At 52.6% G+C, this 21,208-nt stretch carries 21 protein-coding genes; 13 read left to right on the plus strand and 8 right to left on the minus strand.

Annotated features, from left to right (window positions below):
- Positions 1-85 precede the first annotated feature (85 nt).
- From rpoD to rpsU, 3 genes are all read right to left on the minus strand, one after another.
- Positions 86-1,933, minus strand: a complete 1,848-nt coding sequence (rpoD, locus tag J5069_RS11540; protein WP_264644028.1) for an RNA polymerase sigma factor RpoD — start codon at positions 1,931-1,933, stop codon at positions 86-88.
- A 220-nt stretch (positions 1,934-2,153) separates the two neighbouring features.
- Positions 2,154-3,902: a DNA primase gene (gene dnaG, locus J5069_RS11545; RefSeq protein ID WP_264644029.1), complete on the minus strand. Its 1,749-nt coding sequence runs from the start codon at positions 3,900-3,902 to the stop codon at positions 2,154-2,156.
- 137 nt (positions 3,903-4,039) lie between these two features.
- Positions 4,040-4,255 carry a 30S ribosomal protein S21 gene (rpsU, locus tag J5069_RS11550; RefSeq protein WP_001144069.1) on the minus strand — a complete coding sequence of 72 codons (216 nt, stop codon included), beginning with the start codon at positions 4,253-4,255 and terminating at the stop codon, positions 4,040-4,042.
- A gap of 230 nt (positions 4,256-4,485) precedes the next feature.
- Between rpsU and tsaD the strand changes: the two genes are divergently transcribed.
- Positions 4,486-5,499, plus strand: a complete 1,014-nt coding sequence (gene tsaD / locus J5069_RS11555) for a tRNA (adenosine(37)-N6)-threonylcarbamoyltransferase complex transferase subunit TsaD (RefSeq protein ID WP_264644030.1) — start codon at positions 4,486-4,488, stop codon at positions 5,497-5,499.
- A gap of 64 nt (positions 5,500-5,563) precedes the next feature.
- Here the strand turns inward: tsaD and argR are convergent, their stop codons facing one another.
- A complete protein-coding gene (gene argR, locus J5069_RS11560; RefSeq protein ID WP_222159505.1) occupies positions 5,564-6,034 on the minus strand; it encodes a transcriptional regulator ArgR in 471 nt (156 codons plus the stop codon).
- 485 nt (positions 6,035-6,519) lie between these two features.
- Between argR and mdh the strand changes: the two genes are divergently transcribed.
- Positions 6,520-7,470, plus strand: a complete 951-nt coding sequence (mdh, locus tag J5069_RS11565) for a malate dehydrogenase (RefSeq protein WP_264644031.1) — start codon at positions 6,520-6,522, stop codon at positions 7,468-7,470.
- Between the two features lie 57 nt (positions 7,471-7,527).
- Here mdh and J5069_RS11570 read toward each other — a convergent pair whose 3' ends face one another.
- On the minus strand, positions 7,528-7,809 hold the full coding sequence (locus J5069_RS11570; RefSeq protein WP_264644032.1) for a helix-turn-helix domain-containing protein: 282 nt from the start codon (positions 7,807-7,809) through the stop codon (positions 7,528-7,530).
- A gap of 184 nt (positions 7,810-7,993) precedes the next feature.
- On the opposite strand from J5069_RS11570, the gene J5069_RS11575 reads away from it, so the two are divergent.
- Together J5069_RS11575 and J5069_RS11580 are read left to right on the plus strand one after the other, a co-directional pair.
- Positions 7,994-8,380: a DNA-binding protein gene (locus J5069_RS11575; protein WP_264644033.1), complete on the plus strand. Its 387-nt coding sequence runs from the start codon at positions 7,994-7,996 to the stop codon at positions 8,378-8,380.
- Between the two features lie 266 nt (positions 8,381-8,646).
- Complete coding sequence (locus tag J5069_RS11580; RefSeq protein ID WP_264644034.1) at positions 8,647-9,030, plus strand: DNA-binding protein; 384 nt, start codon at positions 8,647-8,649, stop codon at positions 9,028-9,030.
- Positions 9,031-9,042: 12 nt separating this feature from the next.
- On the opposite strand, the gene ispB is transcribed toward J5069_RS11580, so the two are convergent.
- Positions 9,043-10,014 carry an octaprenyl diphosphate synthase gene (gene ispB, locus J5069_RS11585; RefSeq protein WP_264644035.1) on the minus strand — a complete coding sequence of 324 codons (972 nt, stop codon included), beginning with the start codon at positions 10,012-10,014 and terminating at the stop codon, positions 9,043-9,045.
- A gap of 253 nt (positions 10,015-10,267) precedes the next feature.
- On the opposite strand from ispB, the gene rplU reads away from it, so the two are divergent.
- From rplU to cgtA, 4 genes are all read left to right on the plus strand, one after another.
- Entirely contained in the window at positions 10,268-10,579 is a 312-nt protein-coding gene (rplU, locus tag J5069_RS11590) for a 50S ribosomal protein L21 (protein WP_264644036.1), read from the plus strand.
- A 20-nt stretch (positions 10,580-10,599) separates the two neighbouring features.
- Complete coding sequence (gene rpmA / locus J5069_RS11595) at positions 10,600-10,857, plus strand: 50S ribosomal protein L27 (protein WP_264644037.1); 258 nt, start codon at positions 10,600-10,602, stop codon at positions 10,855-10,857.
- 100 nt (positions 10,858-10,957) lie between these two features.
- Positions 10,958-11,917 (plus strand): DMT family transporter, encoded by a 960-nt coding sequence (locus J5069_RS11600; protein WP_264644038.1) that lies wholly within the window; start codon positions 10,958-10,960, stop codon positions 11,915-11,917.
- 250 nt (positions 11,918-12,167) lie between these two features.
- A complete protein-coding gene (gene cgtA, locus J5069_RS11605) occupies positions 12,168-13,340 on the plus strand; it encodes an Obg family GTPase CgtA (RefSeq protein ID WP_195312619.1) in 1,173 nt (390 codons plus the stop codon).
- A gap of 88 nt (positions 13,341-13,428) precedes the next feature.
- On the opposite strand, the gene dacB is transcribed toward cgtA, so the two are convergent.
- A complete protein-coding gene (gene dacB / locus J5069_RS11610; RefSeq protein ID WP_264644039.1) occupies positions 13,429-14,877 on the minus strand; it encodes a serine-type D-Ala-D-Ala carboxypeptidase in 1,449 nt (482 codons plus the stop codon).
- 260 nt (positions 14,878-15,137) lie between these two features.
- On the opposite strand from dacB, the gene greA reads away from it, so the two are divergent.
- Complete coding sequence (gene greA / locus J5069_RS11615) at positions 15,138-15,614, plus strand: transcription elongation factor GreA (protein WP_264644040.1); 477 nt, start codon at positions 15,138-15,140, stop codon at positions 15,612-15,614.
- Positions 15,615-15,732: 118 nt separating this feature from the next.
- On the opposite strand, the gene yhbY is transcribed toward greA, so the two are convergent.
- The gene (gene yhbY / locus J5069_RS11620; protein WP_196906616.1) at positions 15,733-16,026 is read right to left on the minus strand and encodes a ribosome assembly RNA-binding protein YhbY; all 294 of its coding nucleotides are present in this window, start codon (positions 16,024-16,026) and stop codon (positions 15,733-15,735) included.
- 203 nt (positions 16,027-16,229) lie between these two features.
- On the opposite strand from yhbY, the gene rlmE reads away from it, so the two are divergent.
- The 4 genes from rlmE to glmM all read left to right on the plus strand — a co-directional run bounded on the left by rlmE (position 16,230) and on the right by glmM (position 21,142).
- A complete protein-coding gene (gene rlmE, locus J5069_RS11625) occupies positions 16,230-16,859 on the plus strand; it encodes a 23S rRNA (uridine(2552)-2'-O)-methyltransferase RlmE (protein ID WP_222159517.1) in 630 nt (209 codons plus the stop codon).
- A gap of 47 nt (positions 16,860-16,906) precedes the next feature.
- Positions 16,907-18,799: an ATP-dependent zinc metalloprotease FtsH gene (gene ftsH / locus J5069_RS11630; protein WP_319801674.1), complete on the plus strand. Its 1,893-nt coding sequence runs from the start codon at positions 16,907-16,909 to the stop codon at positions 18,797-18,799.
- A 165-nt stretch (positions 18,800-18,964) separates the two neighbouring features.
- Complete coding sequence (gene folP, locus J5069_RS11635; RefSeq protein WP_264644042.1) at positions 18,965-19,798, plus strand: dihydropteroate synthase; 834 nt, start codon at positions 18,965-18,967, stop codon at positions 19,796-19,798.
- Between the two features lie 6 nt (positions 19,799-19,804).
- A complete protein-coding gene (gene glmM, locus J5069_RS11640; RefSeq protein ID WP_264644043.1) occupies positions 19,805-21,142 on the plus strand; it encodes a phosphoglucosamine mutase in 1,338 nt (445 codons plus the stop codon).
- The last annotated feature ends 66 nt before the right edge of the window (positions 21,143-21,208 follow it).

The following is a 21,208-nucleotide window of genomic DNA, read 5'->3' on the forward strand; positions in this document are numbered from 1 at the left end:
GCAGCCTAGCCTGTTGTTATCGTTATAAATACCATAAAAAAGCCCCCGATATTGAGGGCTTTTTCCTATTTCCATTTAGATGCTGTTAATCATCCAGGAAGCTGCGTAACACTTCGGAACGGCTTGGGTGACGCAGCTTGCGCAGCGCCTTGGCTTCAATCTGACGGATACGTTCACGCGTCACGTCAAACTGTTTGCCCACCTCTTCCAACGTGTGGTCGGTGTTCATGTCGATACCGAAACGCATACGCAGTACTTTAGCTTCGCGCGCCGTCAGGCCAGCCAGCACATCGTGGGTGGCTGAACGCAGGCTTTCTGACGTCGCAGAGTCCAGCGGCAGTTCCAGCGTTGTGTCTTCGATGAAGTCTCCCAAATGCGAATCTTCATCATCACCGATCGGCGTTTCCATCGAGATCGGCTCTTTGGCGATCTTCAGCACCTTGCGGATCTTGTCTTCCGGCATCAGCATGCGCTCGGCAAGTTCCTCTGGCGTCGGCTCACGGCCCATTTCCTGCAACATCTGACGCGAAATGCGGTTCAGCTTGTTAATCGTTTCGATCATGTGAACAGGAATACGGATGGTACGCGCCTGATCGGCGATAGAACGGGTGATCGCCTGACGGATCCACCAGGTGGCATAAGTAGAAAACTTATAGCCACGACGGTATTCAAACTTGTCTACGGCCTTCATCAGGCCGATGTTGCCTTCCTGAATCAGATCCAGGAATTGCAGACCGCGGTTGGTGTACTTCTTGGCAATAGAAATTACCAGACGCAAGTTTGCCTCGACCATCTCTTTCTTGGCGCGGCGTGCCTTGGCTTCACCAATCGACATACGACGGTTGATGTCTTTCACCTGCTCGATGGTCAAGCCGGTTTCTTCTTCGATCTGGTGCAACTTCAGCAAACTGCGCTGCACGTCTTCTTCCACTTCAACCAGTTTCTCGCTCCAGGGCTTGTTCATTGCCTTGGCGGCGGAGAACCAGGTGTCATTGGTTTCGTTACCGGTGAACAGCGTGACGAAGTTTTTCTTCGGCATTTTGCACTGTTCAACGCAGAGTTTCATGATCAAACGCTCTTGCGTGCGAACGCGATCCATCATGGTGCGCATGCTGTTGACCAGGAAATCGAACTGTTTTGGCACCAAACGGAACTGCTTGAAAATGTCAGAGAGCTTCAGGATCTCTTCTGCGGCCTTGGCGTGGTTACGTCCATGGGCTTTGATCGTTTGACGCGTGACTTCGTACTGTTCACGCAGCTCGGTAAATTTCTGACGAGCCAGTTCTGGATCGATGCTGTTGTCTTCTTCCGCATCGTCGTCGTCTTCGCTCTCTTCGTCATCATCATCGTCGTCATCCATCTCTTCGCTGGACAATTCCGATCCCACGTGGGTTGCGGTAGGCGCAAGATCTTCTTCGGCGTTGGGATCGACAAACCCGGTGATCAGATCGGAAAGGCGGCTCTCTTCAGCCTCGACGCGATCGTATTGTTCCAACAGGTAAGTGATCGCTTCAGGATATTCGGCAACAGAACACTGAACCTGGTTGATACCGTCTTCGATCCGCTTGGCGATGTCGATTTCACCTTCGCGGGTGAGCAACTCAACGGTGCCCATTTCACGCATGTACATGCGCACCGGATCGGTCGTACGCCCGATTTCGGACTCTACGCTTGAGAGCACCTGAGCAGCGGCTTCTGCGGCATCTTCATCGGTGTCAGACGTAGTTTCTGCCAACAGCAGGTCATCCGCATCCGGTGCTTCTTCCATCACCTGGATGCCCATGTCATTAATCATCTGGATGATGTCTTCGATCTGATCGGAATCGATGATATCTTCCGGCAGATGGTCATTGACCTCAGCATAGGTCAGGTAGCCTTGCTCCTTACCACGGGTGACAAGTAGCTTCAGCTGTGACTGCGGGTTTTGCTCCATAAGACGGTATCCACACTTCAGAGTATTAGGTTGGTGTCGGTCGGCATAATTATACCGGTCACCTTTCACGATGCAGGTGCCTTTCGCTCGCCTGTTCGTAGAAAGCTATTGGGTATAGCCAACAATAACATTCGGGGTATTTCTTCTTCTCGCCGCAGCCCCTTCTAGCGGCTTTGGCAGGGCTTCACCCTGCTGGTTATCGGCAATTAAGCCTCTGTAATCAGTTCTTTCTTGTAAGCGCCTGGTTCAACATGTGCACTTCGTTACGTTCTTCTGCGGTCAGCCCCCGCAAACGTGACTGTGCTATCAATGATTCCAGCCGCTCCTCTAACATATGGTTATATAGGGTAGTCAAGGTATCGATAAACGTCTCTTCTACCTTGTCCTCAACGATCATGTGGTTCCAGGTTGCCATGGTTTCAAGCTGTGGGCCTGATTTATTCTCCCGGTAAAGCTCCAGAAGCTGCCCCGTTGTCAAACCGGGCTGTGCCTGGCACGTTTTCACCAGCTCAATAAACAGCGGCACGCCAGCCATCTTCGATGATGCCAGCCCGTCCGGCGCGGTCACCAATGCTGCCAACTGCGGATTTTGTACCAGCAACCCTATTAGTATACGCATAGTTGTGCGTTTTAGTTGGGGCGGCTGGTAGGGCTGCGCCTGTTCTGCCGTTTTTGGCAGCAGTTTATCCAGTTGGCGATCGTCAAGAATCCCCAGTTTGTTGCCGAGCTGTTGACGTAAATACAGCCGCAGGGTTTCTCCCGGCACCTGACCAATCAACGGCAATGCGTCTCTTCCAAGTTTGGTTCTGCCCTCGGGAGAGCTCATATCCACCTGCTGTTGCAGGGTATCAAACAAGAACGTGGAGAGCGGCAGCGCCTGCTCCATCCTCTGTTCAAACGCTTGTTTACCCTCTTTACGCACCAGAGTATCCGGATCCTCTCCATCAGGGAGAAACATAAAGCGCAACTGGCGACCATCATTCAAATAGGGTAGCGCCGTTTCCAGGGCGCGCCAGGCGGCATCTCGGCCTGCACGGTCACCGTCATAGCAACAAATCACCTGATCGGTAACGCGGAACATCATCTGAATATGATCTGCGGTCGTGGCGGTGCCCAATGACGCGACGGCATAATCAATACCGAATTGCGCCAGCGCTACCACGTCCATATAACCTTCAACCACAAGAAGGCGTTTTAGTTCCGTGTGATTTTGTTGCGCTTCGTAAAGGCCATACAGTTGGCGGCCTTTATGAAAAATTTCAGTTTCCGGCGAGTTCAGGTATTTGGGCAATCCGTCTCCCAGCACGCGTCCGCCAAAGGCGATAACACGGCCGCGCTTATCGCGGATCGGGAACATGACGCGCTCACGGAAGCGGTCATAGGTACGTCCTTGCTCATTCTTAACCAGCATTCCCGCATCGCTCAGGGTTTCACGATCTTCATCGTGGCGACCAAAGCGCTTTAATACGTTGTCCCACCCCGGAGGGGCGAAGCCAATAGCGAAGTGGCGAATCACTTCCGCACTCAGGCCGCGTTGTGCCAGATAACCCTGGGCGGTGGCTGCCGTTGGCTGGTTTAATGCCTGCTGATAAAACTCGCTCAGTTGTCCCATCAATTCATACAGGCTTTGACGCTGATGGCGTTCAAGCGCTGTAGTGCCAGTGCCGGATTCATAAGGCACTTCCAGACTGTGCATGGCTGCCAATTCTTCGATACTTTCAACGAACTCCAGGCGATCGTAGTTCATTAAAAAATCGACGGCATTGCCGTGCGCGCCGCAACCGAAACAATGGTAAAACTGCTTATCACCGTTTACGGTGAAAGACGGGGTTTTCTCATGGTGAAACGGACAGCACGCGTGAAAGTTCTTGCCCTGCTTCTTGAGCTTCACGCGCGCGTCAATCAGATCGACGATATCAGTGCGTGCCAGCAGGTCATTGATAAAGACGCGTGGGATTCGTCCAGCCATAAGCCCCTGTTTTTAATACAAATAAACGATAGCTTATAAACGACAACAAGCCGCGCTTCCTTTCGGAAAGCACGGCCTTCGTATGCAACTGCTAAGTCTGCGGATTAATCACGCGGTGGAGGCCAGGCCTCCAGAAATTAATACAGACGAGTGCGGCGTGCGTTTTCTCGAGCCAGTTTCTTCGCGTGACGTTTCACCGCAGAAGCTTTAGCGCGTTTGCGTTCGGTGGTCGGTTTTTCATAGAACTCACGACGACGAACTTCAGCCAGAACACCCGCTTTTTCACAGGAACGTTTGAAGCGACGCAGCGCTACATCGAACGGCTCGTTTTCACGTACTTTAATTACCGGCATGTGCCTCTCACCTTAATAATTCGGTATGTGCTGGCCTTGTGCCAGCCTTTTCAAAATGGTGCGGAATTCTACTGCAAACGTGATGCGCTTGTAAAGCATTGCGGCGATCATAAAACACCCAACGCGCACGCAGAGCAGAAAATCCAAACCGTTAATGGTAGACTATCTGTTGTATGAAGCAAGTGGCAAGTGGATGTCGGCTTGCGTGGCAACGAATGTTAGGTAGAACGATGCGCATATTGGGTATTGAAACCTCCTGTGATGAAACCGGGGTGGCGATTTATGACACGGATGCCGGGTTATTGGCTAACCAACTGTATAGCCAGGTAAAACTACATGCTGATTATGGCGGTGTCGTGCCGGAACTGGCCTCGCGCGATCACGTGCGTAAAACGGTTCCCCTGATTCAGGCTGCCCTGAAAGAGGCAGGACTGGCCGCATCGGACATCGATGGCGTGGCCTATACCGCCGGTCCCGGGCTGGTGGGCGCATTGCTGGTCGGCGCGACGGTTGGGCGCGCGTTGGCGTTTGCCTGGGGTGTGCCGGCCATTCCGGTTCACCACATGGAAGGGCATTTGCTGGCCCCGATGCTGGAAGAGAATCCACCGGCGTTTCCTTTCGTGGCGCTGTTGGTTTCTGGCGGCCACACGCAACTCATCAGCGTCACGGGCATCGGTGAATACCGTTTGCTGGGCGAATCTGTTGACGATGCTGCCGGTGAAGCCTTCGACAAAACGGCAAAGCTGCTGGGACTGGATTACCCAGGAGGCCCGATGTTGTCCAAACTGGCACAGGGTGGGGATGCCACTCGTTTTACCTTTCCTCGCCCAATGACCGACAGACAAGGGCTGGATTTTAGCTTTTCCGGTTTGAAAACCTTTGCCGCCAATACCATTCGCGCTAATGGCAACGATGATCAAACCCGTGCAGATATTGCGCGCGCGTTTGAAGACGCGGTGGTGGATACGTTGGCGATAAAATGTCGCCGAGCGTTGGATGAGACCGGTTTTAAACGTCTGGTGATGGCGGGCGGGGTCAGTGCCAACCGTACGCTGCGCGCTCGCCTGACAGAGATCATGGCCAAACGGGGTGGGGCGGTGTTTTATGCGCGGCCTGAGTTTTGTACCGATAATGGCGCGATGATTGCCTATGCGGGCAGTGTGAGGCTGTTGCACAACGAAAGTCAGGAACTGGGCGTGAGCGTGCGTCCTCGTTGGCCATTGGCGGAGTTGCCTGCCGTTTGACCCAACCCACGCCAGATACCCTCATCTGGCGTGGGTCACTGCGTCAGCAACCCCTCGCGGGTCACTACAGTTCCTGTTCGAACAGCGCCAAAATGGCGTCGAACAGCTGTTTGACGCTAAAGCCGCGCGCTGGCGTGGTGAAAATGGTGTCATCCCCGGCGATGGTGCCCAGAATTCCTTCCGATTTCCCCAGTGAATCCAGCAACCGAGCGATCAATTGCGCAGCGCCCGGACTGGTGTGAATAACCACAACCGCATCATTATAATCGACATCCAGCACCAGATTTTTCAGCGGGCTGGTGGTGGTGGGCACACCCAGTTCCGCTGGCAGGCAATAGACCATCTCCATTTTGGCATTGCGCGTGCGCACTGCGCCAAATTTAGTCAGCATACGCGATACTTTTGATTGGTTTATATTTTCAAAACCGTCGTCTTGTAACGCCAACACGATCTCGCTTTGAGAACTAAACTTTTCTTCCTTTAACAGCGCCTTGAACGCTTTGACCAAATCTTCCTGTTTCGTGGAGTTACGCATTCTGCACCGTTTGTTGTTATCGTTGATGCGTGCATTATGCAGTTGGGTGAATTTTTATGCAATATGGGCGCTTAAAGAAGTGACTCGGCAGGGTTCAGTACGATAACTGCGCTAAAATGTTTAAATGACGTAAACTATGGAAAAAAAATGCGTGCTTAGTCACATAAAAGTAAATGAAATGTTATCAAAATGAGGTTGTTTACTGGCTGCGGTTCGGTGTAATGTAGCCGCCATCGTACTGAACGTGATGCACGCTGCATTATTTACTCACTTACTTATAACTTTACTTACCTTACAAATCACTCGGCAGATTTTGATTTATTATTAACGACATAGTTTTTCCTTTTTCATGACCTGATAGCGAGGTCTCGGCATGGCCGGCATCCGTTCGGTAAGCCGTTCAAACCTCCTGATTTTATTTATGTCTGGTGGTTTATTGCACAAATTCACGGCATTTTTACTTTTACGATAATAAGGAGTTTAGGATGAAAGTTGCAGTTCTCGGAGCAGCAGGCGGTATCGGTCAGGCTCTCGCGCTCCTGCTCAAAACCCAGCTTCCTTCAGGTTCAGAATTATCTCTTTATGACATTGCACCGGTAACGCCGGGCGTCGCCGTTGATCTGAGCCATATCCCTACAGCAGTATCCATCAAAGGCTTTTGCGGTGAAGACGCTACCCCTGCGCTGGTCGGCGCGAATATCGTTCTGATCTCGGCCGGTGTCGCTCGCAAGCCGGGCATGGACCGTTCCGACCTGTTCAACGTGAATGCGGGGATCGTACGTAATCTGGTTGAACAGATCGCTCGCACCAGCCCGAAAGCCTGCATTGGTATCATTACCAACCCGGTCAACACCACGGTGGCGATTGCCGCGGACGTACTGAAAAAAGCCGGTGTGTACGACAAGAACAAGCTGTTTGGCGTAACCACGCTGGATATTATCCGCTCCAACACCTTTGTGGCGGAACTGAAAGGCAAACTGCCGCAAGAGGTTGAAGTCCCGGTGATTGGTGGACACTCTGGGGTGACGATCCTGCCCCTGTTGTCGCAAATCCCTGGCGTAACATTCAGCGAGCAGGAAGTGGCGGATCTGACCAAGCGTATCCAGAATGCGGGCACGGAAGTGGTGGAAGCCAAGGCCGGTGGCGGATCGGCAACCCTCTCCATGGGCCAGGCGGCGGCGCGTTTTGGGCTGTCTCTGGTACGCGCTCTGCGAGGCGACGAGGGCGTGGTGGAATGTGCCTATGTGGAAGGTGACGGCGAGCATGCCCGCTTCTTCGCACAGCCGCTGTTGCTGGGCAAATCCGGCATCGTTGAACGTAAGTCGATTGGCGCACTGAGCCCGTTTGAAAAACAGGCTCTGGATAACATGCTGGGCACCCTGAAACAGGATATCGAATTGGGCGAATCCTTTGTGAGTGGCTCAGCACGCGGTTAATTGGTGTCTAAACCAGATCGCAATAAGCCGGAGAGAAGGTGCTCCGGCTTTTTTGTATCAGGGTTTTGGGTCAGGATCGTCACGTCGGATAAGTTTTTTCCTATCAATCAGCATGTTAGTTTTCGGATCGTAGTAACGGCTGGGCCAGATTTCAGCAGGGTGAATGTTGATTGCCTCGGCGATGAGCCATTCACCCTTGGGCCAGGGGCGTGATATCGCATTGGCCAGGGTGGAAGAGCTTAACCCCGCTTCTCGTGAGACCGCCGCCAGCGTGGTGCCTTTTTTACGGAGTGCGGCAATGATATCGGCAGGGTGCCAGTCGTGTTTCCTTGCGCTCATAATCTTTCCTTCTTGCTACAAGATAATGGTCCATTGGTGGTATAAATAACGCTCGTCAGTTAAACGCATGGAATGCGTGAACGGAATTAGGAAAAAATATAACATGATATTTCCAATAATTTCCTTAACGTTTTTCCTAATAAATTAAATTTTGTAATGCATCGCACTATCAGGATGAAAGGCTATGAAAAAAGAGTGGTTCACCACTGCTGAATTGCTGGGGATGGCGGGATTGCCTAAAACACGGCAAGGCGTAAACAAACGCGCTCGCGAAGACGGTTGGGAAAAGCGCCCTCATAAAGGCGTTCAAGGGCGCGGCGTTGAATATTCCCTTTATAGCCTGCCAGAACCGGTGCAGCATTCGCTTTCACTGCAAGAAACCCCTTCATCCTACGCAGTGCGCCAGGCCGATATGCTGGCTGTCTGGATTCAGATCTATCAACAGTGCTCTGAGCAAGAAAGAGAAGCGCTGGTCGCGCATATCTTGCGCCACGGTATGGCCTCTGTGTTGTCTCAGTTGCGGATTTCATCGTCAGTTGATGCAGCCCCTGGTGATCCATCCGCTGTCTGAACCTGTACGGATGCCCTCTTTTGCGGATGGTGCACGCCCCGCTGACCTGCCACTTTTTTCCCTTCTTTGTTCAGTTCCCGTTTCAACGTTAGTGTGCGTTTTAGTCCAATATATAACACCTAATCGCTAATTTAATCGGTAACGATTACTTGTTATTAGGAAATGAATTGTTGTTTATATTTTCATTATTGGAAACCAAGGTGATGGTATGGATCATCGGCCATCACCTTGGCGTGCGTTAATGCCGTTTATGGAGGATGTTGCGAATGGAAAAAGCATGGTTGACGCCCCAGGAGCTACTGGGCATTGCAGGTTTGCCAAAATCGAGACAGGGCCTTAACAAACGCGCCAGAGAAGAGGGCTGGGAAAAACGTAAACGAAAAGGGGTGCAAGGGCGAGCCGTTGAATATGCGCGAGAGAGTTTACCGCAGGAAGTGCGCAAACGGCTCCAGATTCGTGAAATGACGGAAATGTCACCGCCGACCTATACGACGCTTGCCAAGCCGCTGTTGGCTTCCTGGATTCAGATATTTGAAAAACTCTCCGTCAGTGAACAGGAGGCGTTGATCGATTTTGTGCTGCGTGAAGGGGCGATTGCCATGTTGTCACGCCTCGAGATCGCGAGCGATCCCAACGCAGCGACAACATAGCGCACGGACGCATTAATAATCGCGTTGAACGGCAATATGTGCCAGACCTACCAGTGCCTCACGGAAAGGGGTCGGCGGCAGCGCTTGAAGCGCGGAAATCGCTTTATCCGCCTCTTGCTCTGCACGCTGCCGGGTGTATTCCAGCGAGCCGCACTGCTGCATGGCGGCAAGCACGGGTTCCAGCAGATGGCGACCATTGCCCTCCTCGATCGCCTTGCGGATCATCGCACATTGCTCACTATTACCGTTACGCATAGCGTGTAACAGCGGCAGGGTCGGTTTGCCTTCGTTCAGGTCGTCACCGGTATTTTTGCCTAAGGTTTTACCGTCGGCACTGTAATCCAGCAGATCGTCAATCAGTTGGAATGCCGTACCGAGAAAACGCCCATATTCCTGTAACGCTTTTTCCTGCTCGTCGGTGGCGCCTGCCAAGATCCCGGAGGCCTGCGCTGCGGCTTCGAACAGGCGCGCCGTCTTACTGTAGATGACACGCAGGTAACTCTCTTCGGTGATATCCGGATCGTTACAGTTCATCAGTTGCAGCACTTCTCCTTCAGCGATGACGTTGACCGCTTCAGACATCAGCGCCAGCACGCGCAGCGAGCCCAGGCTGGTCATCATCTGGAACGCGCGCGTATAGATGAAATCCCCAACCAGTACACTGGCCGCATTGCCGAAGGCGGCATTGGCCGTTTCCTTGCCACGACGCATATCCGATTCATCCACCACATCGTCATGCAGCAGCGTGGCGGTGTGGATAAATTCAATCAGTGCGGCGACCGTGACATGTTTATCACCTTGATAAGCCAGCGCGCGGGCGGCCAGTACGGCTATCATGGGACGAATACGCTTCCCGCCACCACCGATAATGTAATTGCCAATCTGGTTGATAAGTACAACATCGGAATTGAGTTGTGCCAGAATAACGCCATTGACGTCGTTCATATCATGGGCAGCTAATGCTGTGATCTGTTCTAGATTCATATCTGTGCCAGTGCTTTTTCTGTACGCCGTGGTTAGGGTCGGTTCTATACCGGCTTCGATGGTTATTGTGGACTGATTGTACTTGAAAAATGACACAGATAAATGGCTGTGAAGAACCTGTACTCTTTTTCTTCAATTCTCTCGAATCTGCACTTGTCATCGGTAGGTTTTTTGCGTAGAATTCGCGCCCTATTGTGAATATTTATAGCGTGCTCGAATACTCAATATGAGTACGCGGAAAGCGGAGTTTTATATGTACGCAGTTTTCCAAAGTGGTGGCAAACAACACCGAGTAAGCGAAGGTCAAACCGTTCGCTTGGAAAAGCTGGACATCGCAACTGGTGAAGTTGTTGAATTTGACCAGATTCTGATGGTTGCTGATGGTGAAGAAATCAAAATCGGCGTTCCTTTCGTCGATGGTGGCAAGATCAAGGCAGAAGTGGTTGCCCATGGTCGCGGTGAGAAAGTAACGATTGTTAAATTCCGTCGCCGTAAACACTACCGTAAGCAAGCGGGCCACCGTCAGTGGTTCACTGACGTGAAAATTACTGGCATCAGCGCTTAAGACTTAGGAGAGCGGATTAAATGGCACACAAAAAAGCTGGCGGCTCGACTCGTAACGGCCGCGATTCCAACGCACAACGTCTGGGCGTAAAACGTTTCGGCGGTGAAAGCGTTCTGGCTGGCAACATCATCGTTCGTCAACGTGGTACTAAATTCCACGCGGGCACTAACGTAGGTTGCGGCAAAGACCACACTCTGTTTGCTTTGGCTGACGGTAAAGTCCAGTTCGAAGTTAAAGGCCCGAAAAACCGTAAATTTATCAGCATCGTTGCTGAGTAATTTTTCGCGTCAGGTCTGACAGATATAAAGCCCCGCAATTTATTGCGGGGCTTTTTACATTTCCATATCCCTTCACCACCCGCAACACACTGAGAGAACCATGCAGACGAAACAGCAGGCTGGCATCGGGCTGAGCCTGGCCTTGACGGCGGCAGTATGCTGGGGTGCATTGCCCATTGCCATGAAGCAGGTGCTTGTTGTCATGGAGCCCTATACTGTGGTGTGGTATCGGTTTTTTATTGCCTCGATAGGGCTGGGGATCATTCTTTTCTCACGTGGTCAACTGCCGCCGCTGCGTCTTTTTCGCCATCGGCGCTGGTGGGTGCTGTTGTTGATTGCCACTGGCGGATTGCTGGGTAACTTTGTGCTGTTCAGCTCCTCACTCAAGTTTTTAAGCCCGACCACATCGCAAGTGATTGGGCAGCTTTCCCCGGTGGGAATGATGTTCGCCAGCGTGCTTGTTCTGAAAGAAAAAATGCGCGGCACGCAGATTATCGGTGTTGCGATGTTGCTGTGCGGTATGCTGCTGTTCTTCAATGCCAGTCTGATTGAAATTTTTACTCGACTGACGGATTACACCCTCGGTGTGTTATTGGGAATGGGGGCCGCTGCGGTGTGGGTGAGCTACGGCGTGGCGCAAAAAGTATTACTACGCCGCTTGTCGTCACAACAGATCTTGCTGCTGCTGTATGTCCTGTGTGGGCTGGGGATTACGCCGTGGGCGCACCCTGAGGCGATTTTTCAGCTTACCCGCTGGCAGTTGATTTGCCTGCTTTTCTGCGGTGTGAATACCCTGATTGGCTATGGGGCATTGGCCGAGGCGATGGCGCGCTGGCAGGCGGCGCAGGTGAGCGCGATTATTACGCTGACACCACTGTTTACGCTGCTGTTTTCTGATCTGCTGTCAATCCTGTGGCCGCTCTATTTTGCTACACCGGCGTTAAATCTTGTGGGTTATATCGGGGCGTTTGTGGTGGTCTCCGGGGCGATGTTTTCCGCGATTGGGCACCGTTTTTTTCCGGGAAGAAAACGCGATACTGTCATACCGGTGCCAAAGTAACGTGCGGTAGCCTGATGCTATCGAAGGTGGTGTGCGCTGTTTATTTTTAATACAGATGAAATCAACGCGGGAAGCGGGTACAATGCCGCTCCCTTGCGAGGTGGGTTCTGTTACGTTCCGTTTTTTGCATGATGCGCGGCGGTTATTCACGCGTCATGCCATGAAAGCATCACGCCAAAGAGAACCGACAATGTCCTGATGCATGGCGTCTGATGATGGTGATCTCTATAGGTTGTTGCGGAGAGAGTAAATGAAGTTTGTAGATGAAGCTACCATCCTGGTGGTGGCTGGTGACGGCGGTAATGGCTGTGTGAGCTTCCGCCGTGAAAAATATATCCCCAATGGTGGTCCGGACGGCGGCGACGGCGGCGACGGCGGTGACGTTTATCTGTTGGCGGATGAAAGCCTGAATACGTTGATCGATTTTCGCTTTGAAAAATCTTATCGCGCCGAGCGCGGTCAGAACGGGCAAAGCCGTGATTGTACCGGCAAACGTGGTAAAGATATCACCATCAAAGTGCCGATTGGTACGCGTGTGCTGGACGAAAGTACCGGAGAGGTGCTGGGTGATATGACGCGCCACGAGCAGCGTTTGATGGTGGCGAAAGGCGGCTGGCACGGGCTGGGTAACACCCGTTTCAAATCGTCGGTCAACCGCGCACCGCGTCAGAAAACCAGCGGTACGGCAGGTGAAGAGCGTTCTCTGATGCTGGAATTGCTGCTGCTGGCGGATGTTGGGATGTTGGGGCTGCCGAATGCCGGCAAGTCGACGTTTATTCGCGCGGTGTCTGCCGCTAAGCCCAAGGTGGCGGATTATCCCTTCACCACACTGGTGCCGAGTCTTGGCGTAGTGCGTATGGACAGCGAGAAAAGCTTCGTCGTGGCCGATATTCCTGGGCTGATCGAAGGCGCTTCCGAAGGGGCGGGTCTGGGCATTCGTTTTCTTAAACATCTGGAACGCTGCCGCGTGCTGCTGCACCTGATCGATCTTGCTCCGATCGATGAATCGGATCCGGTGGAAAATGCCAAAGTGATCGTCAATGAGTTGCAGCAATACAGTGCTTCTCTGGCAGAAAAACCGCGCTGGTTGGTGTTCAATAAGGTCGATCTGATCGAGAAAGAGGAAGCAGAGCAGCGCGCTAAAGCGATTGCTGAAGCATTAGGTTGGGAAGGTAAATACTACCTGATCTCTGCTGCTAACCGTTCTGGCGTCAACGCACTGTGCTGGGATGTGATGAACTTCCTGGAAACACAGCCGAAAGCCATGGCTATCGAAGAGAAAGGGCCCGAAAAAGTCGAGTTCATGTGGGATGATTATCACCGTGAACAGCTGGCGGCGGTGGAAAATGAAGCCGAAGAAGAGTGGGATGACGACTGGGATGAAGATGACGACGAAGGCGTCGAGATCATCTACCAGAAATAATTCTCAGGCTACGATCCTCCGGTGACGGAGGATGTTGCTGGCACGACATCAGGCACGATCCCTTTTGGGGATCGTGCTTTTTTTTACCTCAATTGCTCTGATAAAGATCTTTGTACAGACGGCTTTCAAAGCGCGCCAGCGGCACACGGCGCGCACGCTGATCTTCAGGCGGCACCGCATAGCCCGACAGGAATTGCACGAAAGCCATGCGCTGGCCGCTGGCCGTGGTGATAAAGCCTGCGAGGTTATACACCCCTTGCAGCGCACCGGTTTTCGCGGAAACCTTGCCGTCTACACCGGCTTCATGCAGCCCGGCACGGTATTGTAAGGTGCCGTTGTAACCCGCCAGAGGCAGCATCTCGATGAACTTCAATTCGTTATCGTGCTGAGCAATGTATTGCAGCGCCTGCATCATGGTGGCGGGTGAAATCAGGTTATGGCGCGACAGGCCAGAGCCATCAACCACAATGCTGTTGTCCAGATTGACGCCCGCTTTTTGCCGCAGCACCTGACGCACCGCATCGGCTCCGGCGCGCCAGGTGCCTGGCACGCTAAAGCGCTCGTGCCCGATAGTGCGAAAAACCGTATCTGCGATCATGTTGTCTGATTTTTTCAGCATGATGGTGAGAAGGTCATGCAGCGGGGCGGATTGCGTCTGAGCCAGCACGGTGCCCGCAGGGGTTGACAGCGTTTGGCGACGTAAGCTGCCGGTGATACGGATATCCGCTTGTAACAGCTCATCTTTAACGATGGCACCGGCGTAGCTGGCACCATCCTGAATCGCAAACGCCAGCGGCAGCGGTTCGGCGCGTTGCATCAGACAGCCGGTCAGTGTGAAACGGTTTAATTCGCCCGGCACCACGTCCAGTTCGCAATATTGCGCGTCAGAAGCGCCCTTGGCTAACGTACGCACTTCGCTGAACATCTGGACCGGGTAGTAGGAGGCAACGCGAATAAACGCGTTGTCACCCGCTTTAGGGGCGCTGTAGAGGGAGACGGAGAAACAGTTGCGATCGACAATGGCAGCGCCCGGCGGTGCGCTAAAGCACTGTGTCATGTCGTTCCACGGCCAGCCGGGAGCTTTGTCGTGGCTGGAGAACACCGAGGTATCGATGATCACGTCGCCAGAGATGCTTTGTACGCCGCGTTTTTTCAATTCGGCGATCATATTACGGATCTGCTGGCGCTTCAGCGTAGGGTCGCCGCTAAAGCGTACCACCAAATTACCGTTCAATTTTCCACCACTTACTGCGCCATGACTTTCCAGCGTGGTGACGAAACGGTAATCTGGACCTAGCTGTAGCAAAGCGGCTAACGCCGTCAACACTTTTTGGGTACTGGCGGGTAATGCCATTTGTTCGCTGTTGTAAGCCACTGCGGGACTACTGGCACCTACTTTTTGCGCCAAAAACGCCAAATTAGCGCCATCCGGCAGGTATTGAATGTGATCGTTAATGCTTGCTGCGTGAGCCGGTAGTACAGAACTCTGTAGCATAACCGCGCAGGCAAGTCCGGAAAAAGTCGATAAAAAACGCATAATCTCAGCTTACAACAGGGTAACGTGGGGTCATACTACGGCGCAATGCGGTCTAAAGTAAACGATGACCCTTATGGAACTCTGGGTTAAAATACGTATCAAAATGCAAAATCGTTCCTGACCTGAAACCTTGTTCCGGGTCAGGTTACTTTTGTTTATCGCCAGGGAGCGCTGGCATACCGACCGTCTGTCGCATCGTTCGTTGAAGCGTCAGGATGACGATAATGAACGTCTTACAAGTTTCTTAGAGGTTTGAAGATATGAAACAATTTCCGATGACATTGCGTGGTGCAGAAAAACTACGTGAAGAGCTAGAATTCTTGAAAGGCACTCGCCGTCCGGAAATCATTGCGGCGATTGCTGATGCCCGCGAACACGGCGATCTGAAAGAGAATGCTGAATACCATGCGGCGCGCGAGCAGCAGGGCTTTTGCGAAGGTCGCATTCAGGAAATCGAAGCCAAGTTGTCCAATGCGCAAGTGATTGATGTGACGAAAATGCCAGCCAATGGGCGCGTCATTTTTGGTTCAACGGTGTCCGTGATGAACCTGGATACGGAAGAAGAACAGACCTATCGCATCGTGGGTGATGATGAAGCGGATTTCAAACAAAACCTGATTTCTGTGAATTCACCGATTGCCCGTGGGCTGATTGGCAAAGAGCAGGATGATGTCGTGACCATCAGAACGCCCGGCGGTCTGGTCGAATATGAGATCCTGAAGGTCGCCTATCTGTAATTTCGCCGATTAAATCGGCAAATTGTGTAAAGAAAAGCAAAAGGCCGCATGCGGCCTTTTCTCTAACGAACGGGCATGGCACCTTTTCGTTAAATGTGAAACACGGTGATATAGTTGGTTACTTGGGTAACACAATTTTACGTTCTTTTGACGGGCGATACAGCACCAGCGTATGGCCGATAACCTGAACGTTGCAGGCACCGGTTTCGCGGATAATGGCTTCAACAATCAATGCCTTAGTATCCCGATCTTCAGTTGCAATTTTAACTTTGATCAGCTCATGATGTTCTAGCGATTGTTCAATTTCAGCCAGAACACCTTCGGTAAGGCCATTATTACCCAGCATAACCACCGGTTTTAGCGGGTGAGCCAAGCCTTTCAGGTGCTGTTTTTGTTTGTTGCTTAGATTCATGTGTCTTTTTTACTTAGGTTGGGATTGAAAACGGGTCATTCTACCGCCATCTCACCATTATAACCAATTTGGTGACGTTGATGGGCCGATCTTTAGCGGCGTCGGTGTTGAACCATACCGGTGGTAAATGACACGTTGATGGTTAATGGCAAGTGGGTTGTACATAACAAGTTGATTGTACATAACGAAGAGTTGGAAAGCCGATGGCAAATAAAAAGCGTTCTGCAAGCTCCAGTCGCTGGTTGCAGGAACACTTTAGCGATAAATATGTACAGCAGGCGCAGAAAAAAGGGCTACGCTCGCGCGCTTGGTTTAAACTGGATGAAATACAGCGCACTGACAAACTGTTTAAACCGGGCATGACGGTGGTAGATCTGGGCGCTGCGCCTGGTGGATGGTCTCAATACGTGGTGACGCAGATCGGCAATGCGGGCAGGATCATCGCGTGCGATATTTTACCAATGGATCCCATCGTTGGTGTCGATTTCCTTCAAGGCGATTTTCGTGATGAATTAGTGCTTGGCGCCTTGATGGAGCGGGTAGGGGATAATAAAGTTCAGGTTGTGATGTCAGACATGGCACCCAACATGAGTGGGACCCCCGCCGTGGATATTCCAAGAGCCATGTATCTGGTTGAGTTGGCGTTGGAAATGTGTCGGGATGTTCTGGCACCGGGCGGAAGTTTTCTGGTGAAGGTCTTTCAGGGAGATGGCTTTGATGAATACCTGCGACAAATTCGCTCCCTGTTCACAACAGTGAAGATTCGTAAGCCTGATGCTTCGCGTGCTCGTTCTCGTGAAGTGTACATTGTAGCGACAGGGCGTAAACTGTAGTACCCTAACGCTGTTTTTTAACACAGTTGTAATATGAGGTTAATCCATTGAGTGACATGGCTAAAAACCTGATTCTCTGGCTCGTCATCGCAGTGGTGCTGATGTCCGTATTCCAGAGCTTTGGGCCCAGCGAGTCAAATGGCCGCCGGGTGGACTATTCTACCTTCTTGACTGAGGTGAATCAGGAGCAGGTCCGTGAAACACGTATTAACGGGCGTGAGATTAACGTTACAAGAAAAGATGGCAACCGCTACACCACCTTCATTCCTGTTAACGATCCCAAGCTACTGGATAACCTGCTGACCAAGAATGTGAAAGTGGTTGGTGAACCGCCGGAAGAGCCGAGCCTGCTGGCATCGATCTTTATCTCCTGGTTCCCGATGCTGTTGCTGATTGGCGTCTGGATTTTCTTCATGCGTCAAATGCAAGGCGGTGGCGGTAAAGGCGCCATGTCCTTTGGCAAAAGCAAAGCGCGCATGCTGACCGAAGATCAAATTAAAACCACGTTTGCTGACGTCGCTGGCTGTGATGAAGCCAAAGAAGAAGTGAGCGAACTGGTGGAATACCTGCGTGAACCGAGCCGCTTCCAGAAGCTGGGCGGTAAAATTCCGAAAGGCATCCTGATGGTAGGGCCGCCGGGAACGGGTAAAACCCTGCTTGCCAAGGCGATTGCTGGCGAAGCTAAGGTGCCATTCTTCACCATTTCCGGTTCTGACTTTGTTGAAATGTTCGTGGGTGTCGGTGCATCTCGTGTGCGTGACATGTTCGAGCAGGCGAAAAAGGCAGCACCTTGCATCATCTTCATCGATGAAATCGATGCCGTAGGCCGCCAACGTGGTGCGGGTCTGGGCGGTGGTCATGATGAACGTGAACAAACCCTGAACCAGATGCTGGTTGAGATGGATGGTTTTGAAGGCAACGAAGGTATTATCGTGATTGCCGCAACCAACCGTCCTGACGTGCTTGACCCTGCATTGCTGCGTCCGGGCCGTTTTGACCGTCAGGTGGTGGTTGGTCTGCCGGACGTTCGTGGCCGTGAACAGATTCTGAAAGTGCACATGCGCCGTGTTCCTTTGGCGACGGATATGGATGCATCAGTGATTGCGCGCGGTACGCCGGGCTTCTCCGGTGCCGATCTGGCAAACCTGGTGAACGAAGCGGCATTGTTCGCTGCACGCGGTAATAAACGCGTGGTATCCATGGTGGAGTTCGAGAAAGCCAAAGACAAGATCATGATGGGTGCTGAACGCCGCTCTATGGTCATGACGGAAGCGCAGAAAGAGTCTACCGCTTATCACGAAGCGGGCCATGCGATTATTGGTCGTCTGGTGCCGGAGCACGATCCGGTGCACAAAGTCACCATTATTCCGCGCGGTCGCGCGCTGGGTGTGACCTTCTTCTTGCCGGAAGGCGACGCGATCAGCGCCAGCCGTCAGAAGCTGGAGAGCCAAATTTCTACGCTGTACGGTGGTCGTCTGGCGGAAGAGATTATTTATGGTGTAGAAAAGGTCTCTACCGGTGCCTCGAATGACATCAAAGTGGCAACGTCTATTGCGCGTAACATGGTGACACAGTGGGGCTTCTCAGAAAAACTGGGGCCGTTGCTGTACGCAGAAGAAGATGGCGAAGTGTTTCTGGGCCGTTCTGTTGCCAAGGCAAAACACATGTCTGACGAAACGGCGCGCATTATCGATCAGGAAGTCAAATTGCTGGTTGAGCGTAACTACGTGCGGGCGCGTGAACTGTTGATGGCGAATATGGATGTGCTGCATTCGATGAAGGATGCGTTGATGAAGTACGAAACTATCGATGCGCCGCAAATTGATGACCTGATGTCACGCCGTGACGTGCGCCCGCCTGCGGGATGGGAAAATGCATCGGCCAGCAGCAACGAACCGGGCAATGGTGGCGGTACGCCGACCGCAGCACAGCCAAGCTGATAAGCGAGAAGTGCAGCCAACACACCTGCAACTTGAAGTATGGCGGGTATAGCGGCGTTATGTGATAGTGTTATCCGGTCATAGCGCTGTTGACCACTTCTTTTAAAACCCCGGCTTGCCGGGGTTTTTCTTTATTGATAACCCGGTTGTTAAAGGAAGAAGGTGATGAAACTAATTGCCCGTGATGCCATTCTGGATCTCACTCATCCTCAGGTGATGGGAATTCTCAACGTTACGCCGGATTCATTTTCCGACGGTGGCAAATATGTCTCGCGTGATGAAGCTATACGCCATGCGCAAGAGATGGTAAACGCGGGAGCCACGCTGATTGATATCGGTGGCGAATCGACCCGCCCTGGCGCGGTGGATGTCAGCGTGCAGGAAGAGCTGGATCGCGTTATCCCGGTGGTTGAAGCCTTGGCGGCACGCTTTGATGCCTGGCTCTCGGTTGACACGTCCAAACCCGAGGTGATTACCGCTGCGGCGCAGGCCGGTGCGCATCTGATTAACGATATTCGGTCATTGCAGGAACCGGGAGCGCTGGACGCTGCGGCGGCAACCGGACTGCCGATTTGCCTGATGCATATGCAAGGCCAGCCGAAAACCATGCAGCATAATCCGCATTATGACGATGTGGTGGCCGACGTGAACACCTACTTCCAACAGCAGATCGCACGTTGCGCCGAGGTTGGCATTGAAAAAGATCGCCTGCTGCTGGATCCCGGATTCGGTTTCGGTAAGAATTTATCGCATAATTACCGCCTCCTGGCGCATTTGCAGGAGTTGCATCATTTTGGTTTACCGCTGCTGGTCGGGATGTCGAGAAAATCCATGGTGGGACAACTGCTCAATGTTCCTCCGCTCCAGCGCGTACATGGTAGCGTCGCCTGTGCGGTCATTGCTGCCATGCAGGGCGCGCATATTATTCGCGTACACGATGTAAAAGCGACAGTGGACGCAATGCGAGTTGTCGAAGCCACGTTGGCAGAGAAGGAATAATAACGAATGAGTAACCGCAAATATTTTGGTACGGATGGTGTGCGTGGCAAAGTGGGCGAGACGCCCATCACCCCGGATTTCGTGTTAAAACTCGGTTGGGCAGCCGGGAAAGTGCTGGCGAGCCACGGTTCGCGCAAAATCATTATCGGCAAAGATACTCGCATTTCTGGCTATATGCTGGAGTCGGCGCTGGAAGCCGGGCTTGCCGCCGCCGGTTTATCGGCCTCATTTACCGGCCCGATGCCGACACCCGCCGTGGCGTATCTGACGCGCACCTTCCGCGCTGAAGCGGGCATCGTTATCTCTGCATCACACAACCCCTACTACGACAACGGCATCAAGTTTTTCTCCATCGATGGCACAAAGCTGCCGGATGAGGTGGAAGAGGCCATCGAAGCGGAACTGGATAAACCGCTGACCTGCGTGGAATCGGCTGAGTTGGGCAAAGCGAATCGCATTGTGGATGCGGCCGGGCGCTATATTGAGTTTTGTAAGAGCACGTTCCCGAACGAACTGAGCCTGAGTGGATTAAAAATCGTGGTGGATTGTGCCAATGGCGCCACCTACCACATTGCCCCGAGCGTGTTGCGTGAGCTGGGCGCAAAAGTGATTGCCATTGGCTGTGAGCCTGACGGCATGAATATCAACGAATCCTGCGGTGCAACGGATGTTCGTCAGCTTCAAGCCCGCGTGCTGGCGGAGAAGGCGGATGTCGGCCTGGCGTTCGACGGCGACGGCGATCGGTTGATCATGGTGGATCACGAAGGCAATAAGGTCGATGGCGATCAGATCCTCTATATCATTGCGCGTGAAGGGTTGCGTCAAGGGCAACTGCGCGGTGGCGCGGTAGGCACCCTGATGAGTAACATGGGCCTGGAGTTGGCATTGAAGCAATTGGGTATTCCGTTTGCTCGCGCCAAAGTGGGCGATCGTTACGTGCTGGAAAAAATGCAGGAGAAGGGCTGGCGCATCGGCGCAGAGAACTCCGGGCACGTTATTCTGCTGGATAAGACTACCACGGGCGACGGCATTATTGCTGGTCTTCAGGTGCTGACGGCGATGGTGCGCAACCATATGTCGCTGCACGACCTCTGTAGCGGCATGAAATTGTTCCCGCAGGTGTTGGTCAACGTGCGCTTCACCGGCAGTAATGATCCGCTGGAAAGTGATGCCGTGAAAAACGTTGTGCTGGAGGTGGAGAAAACGCTGGCGGGACGTGGTCGCGTACTGCTGCGTAAGTCTGGTACCGAGCCCCTGATTCGCGTCATGGTAGAAGGGGAAGATGAAGCACTGGTTATCAGCCTTGCCAATCAGATTGCGGATGTCGTGAAGGCCGCGCATTAATTTCTCGGGTGCCGGGTTGTCTTTGTGGACCATAACGGAGACACCCTCAGCACCCGCTGATGTGTT

This window comes from Candidatus Symbiopectobacterium sp. NZEC127 (assembly GCF_025962675.1).
GTDB lineage: Bacteria > Pseudomonadota > Gammaproteobacteria > Enterobacterales > Enterobacteriaceae > Symbiopectobacterium.

Coding starts and splice junctions, on each gene's coding strand:
- rpoD (WP_264644028.1), bottom strand. CDS start 1,933: ATGGAGCAAAACCCGCAGTCACAGCTGAAGCTACTTGTCACCCGTGGT.
- dnaG (WP_264644029.1), bottom strand. CDS start 3,902: ATGGCTGGACGAATCCCACGCGTCTTTATCAATGACCTGCTGGCACGC.
- rpsU (WP_001144069.1), bottom strand. CDS start 4,255: ATGCCGGTAATTAAAGTACGTGAAAACGAGCCGTTCGATGTAGCGCTG.
- tsaD (WP_264644030.1), top strand. CDS start 4,486: ATGCGCATATTGGGTATTGAAACCTCCTGTGATGAAACCGGGGTGGCG.
- argR (WP_222159505.1), bottom strand. CDS start 6,034: ATGCGTAACTCCACGAAACAGGAAGATTTGGTCAAAGCGTTCAAGGCG.
- mdh (WP_264644031.1), top strand. CDS start 6,520: ATGAAAGTTGCAGTTCTCGGAGCAGCAGGCGGTATCGGTCAGGCTCTC.
- J5069_RS11570 (WP_264644032.1), bottom strand. CDS start 7,809: ATGAGCGCAAGGAAACACGACTGGCACCCTGCCGATATCATTGCCGCA.
- J5069_RS11575 (WP_264644033.1), top strand. CDS start 7,994: ATGAAAAAAGAGTGGTTCACCACTGCTGAATTGCTGGGGATGGCGGGA.
- J5069_RS11580 (WP_264644034.1), top strand. CDS start 8,647: ATGGAAAAAGCATGGTTGACGCCCCAGGAGCTACTGGGCATTGCAGGT.
- ispB (WP_264644035.1), bottom strand. CDS start 10,014: ATGAATCTAGAACAGATCACAGCATTAGCTGCCCATGATATGAACGAC.
- rplU (WP_264644036.1), top strand. CDS start 10,268: ATGTACGCAGTTTTCCAAAGTGGTGGCAAACAACACCGAGTAAGCGAA.
- rpmA (WP_264644037.1), top strand. CDS start 10,600: ATGGCACACAAAAAAGCTGGCGGCTCGACTCGTAACGGCCGCGATTCC.
- J5069_RS11600 (WP_264644038.1), top strand. CDS start 10,958: ATGCAGACGAAACAGCAGGCTGGCATCGGGCTGAGCCTGGCCTTGACG.
- cgtA (WP_195312619.1), top strand. CDS start 12,168: ATGAAGTTTGTAGATGAAGCTACCATCCTGGTGGTGGCTGGTGACGGC.
- dacB (WP_264644039.1), bottom strand. CDS start 14,877: ATGCGTTTTTTATCGACTTTTTCCGGACTTGCCTGCGCGGTTATGCTA.
- greA (WP_264644040.1), top strand. CDS start 15,138: ATGAAACAATTTCCGATGACATTGCGTGGTGCAGAAAAACTACGTGAA.
- yhbY (WP_196906616.1), bottom strand. CDS start 16,026: ATGAATCTAAGCAACAAACAAAAACAGCACCTGAAAGGCTTGGCTCAC.
- rlmE (WP_222159517.1), top strand. CDS start 16,230: ATGGCAAATAAAAAGCGTTCTGCAAGCTCCAGTCGCTGGTTGCAGGAA.
- folP (WP_264644042.1), top strand. CDS start 18,965: ATGAAACTAATTGCCCGTGATGCCATTCTGGATCTCACTCATCCTCAG.
- glmM (WP_264644043.1), top strand. CDS start 19,805: ATGAGTAACCGCAAATATTTTGGTACGGATGGTGTGCGTGGCAAAGTG.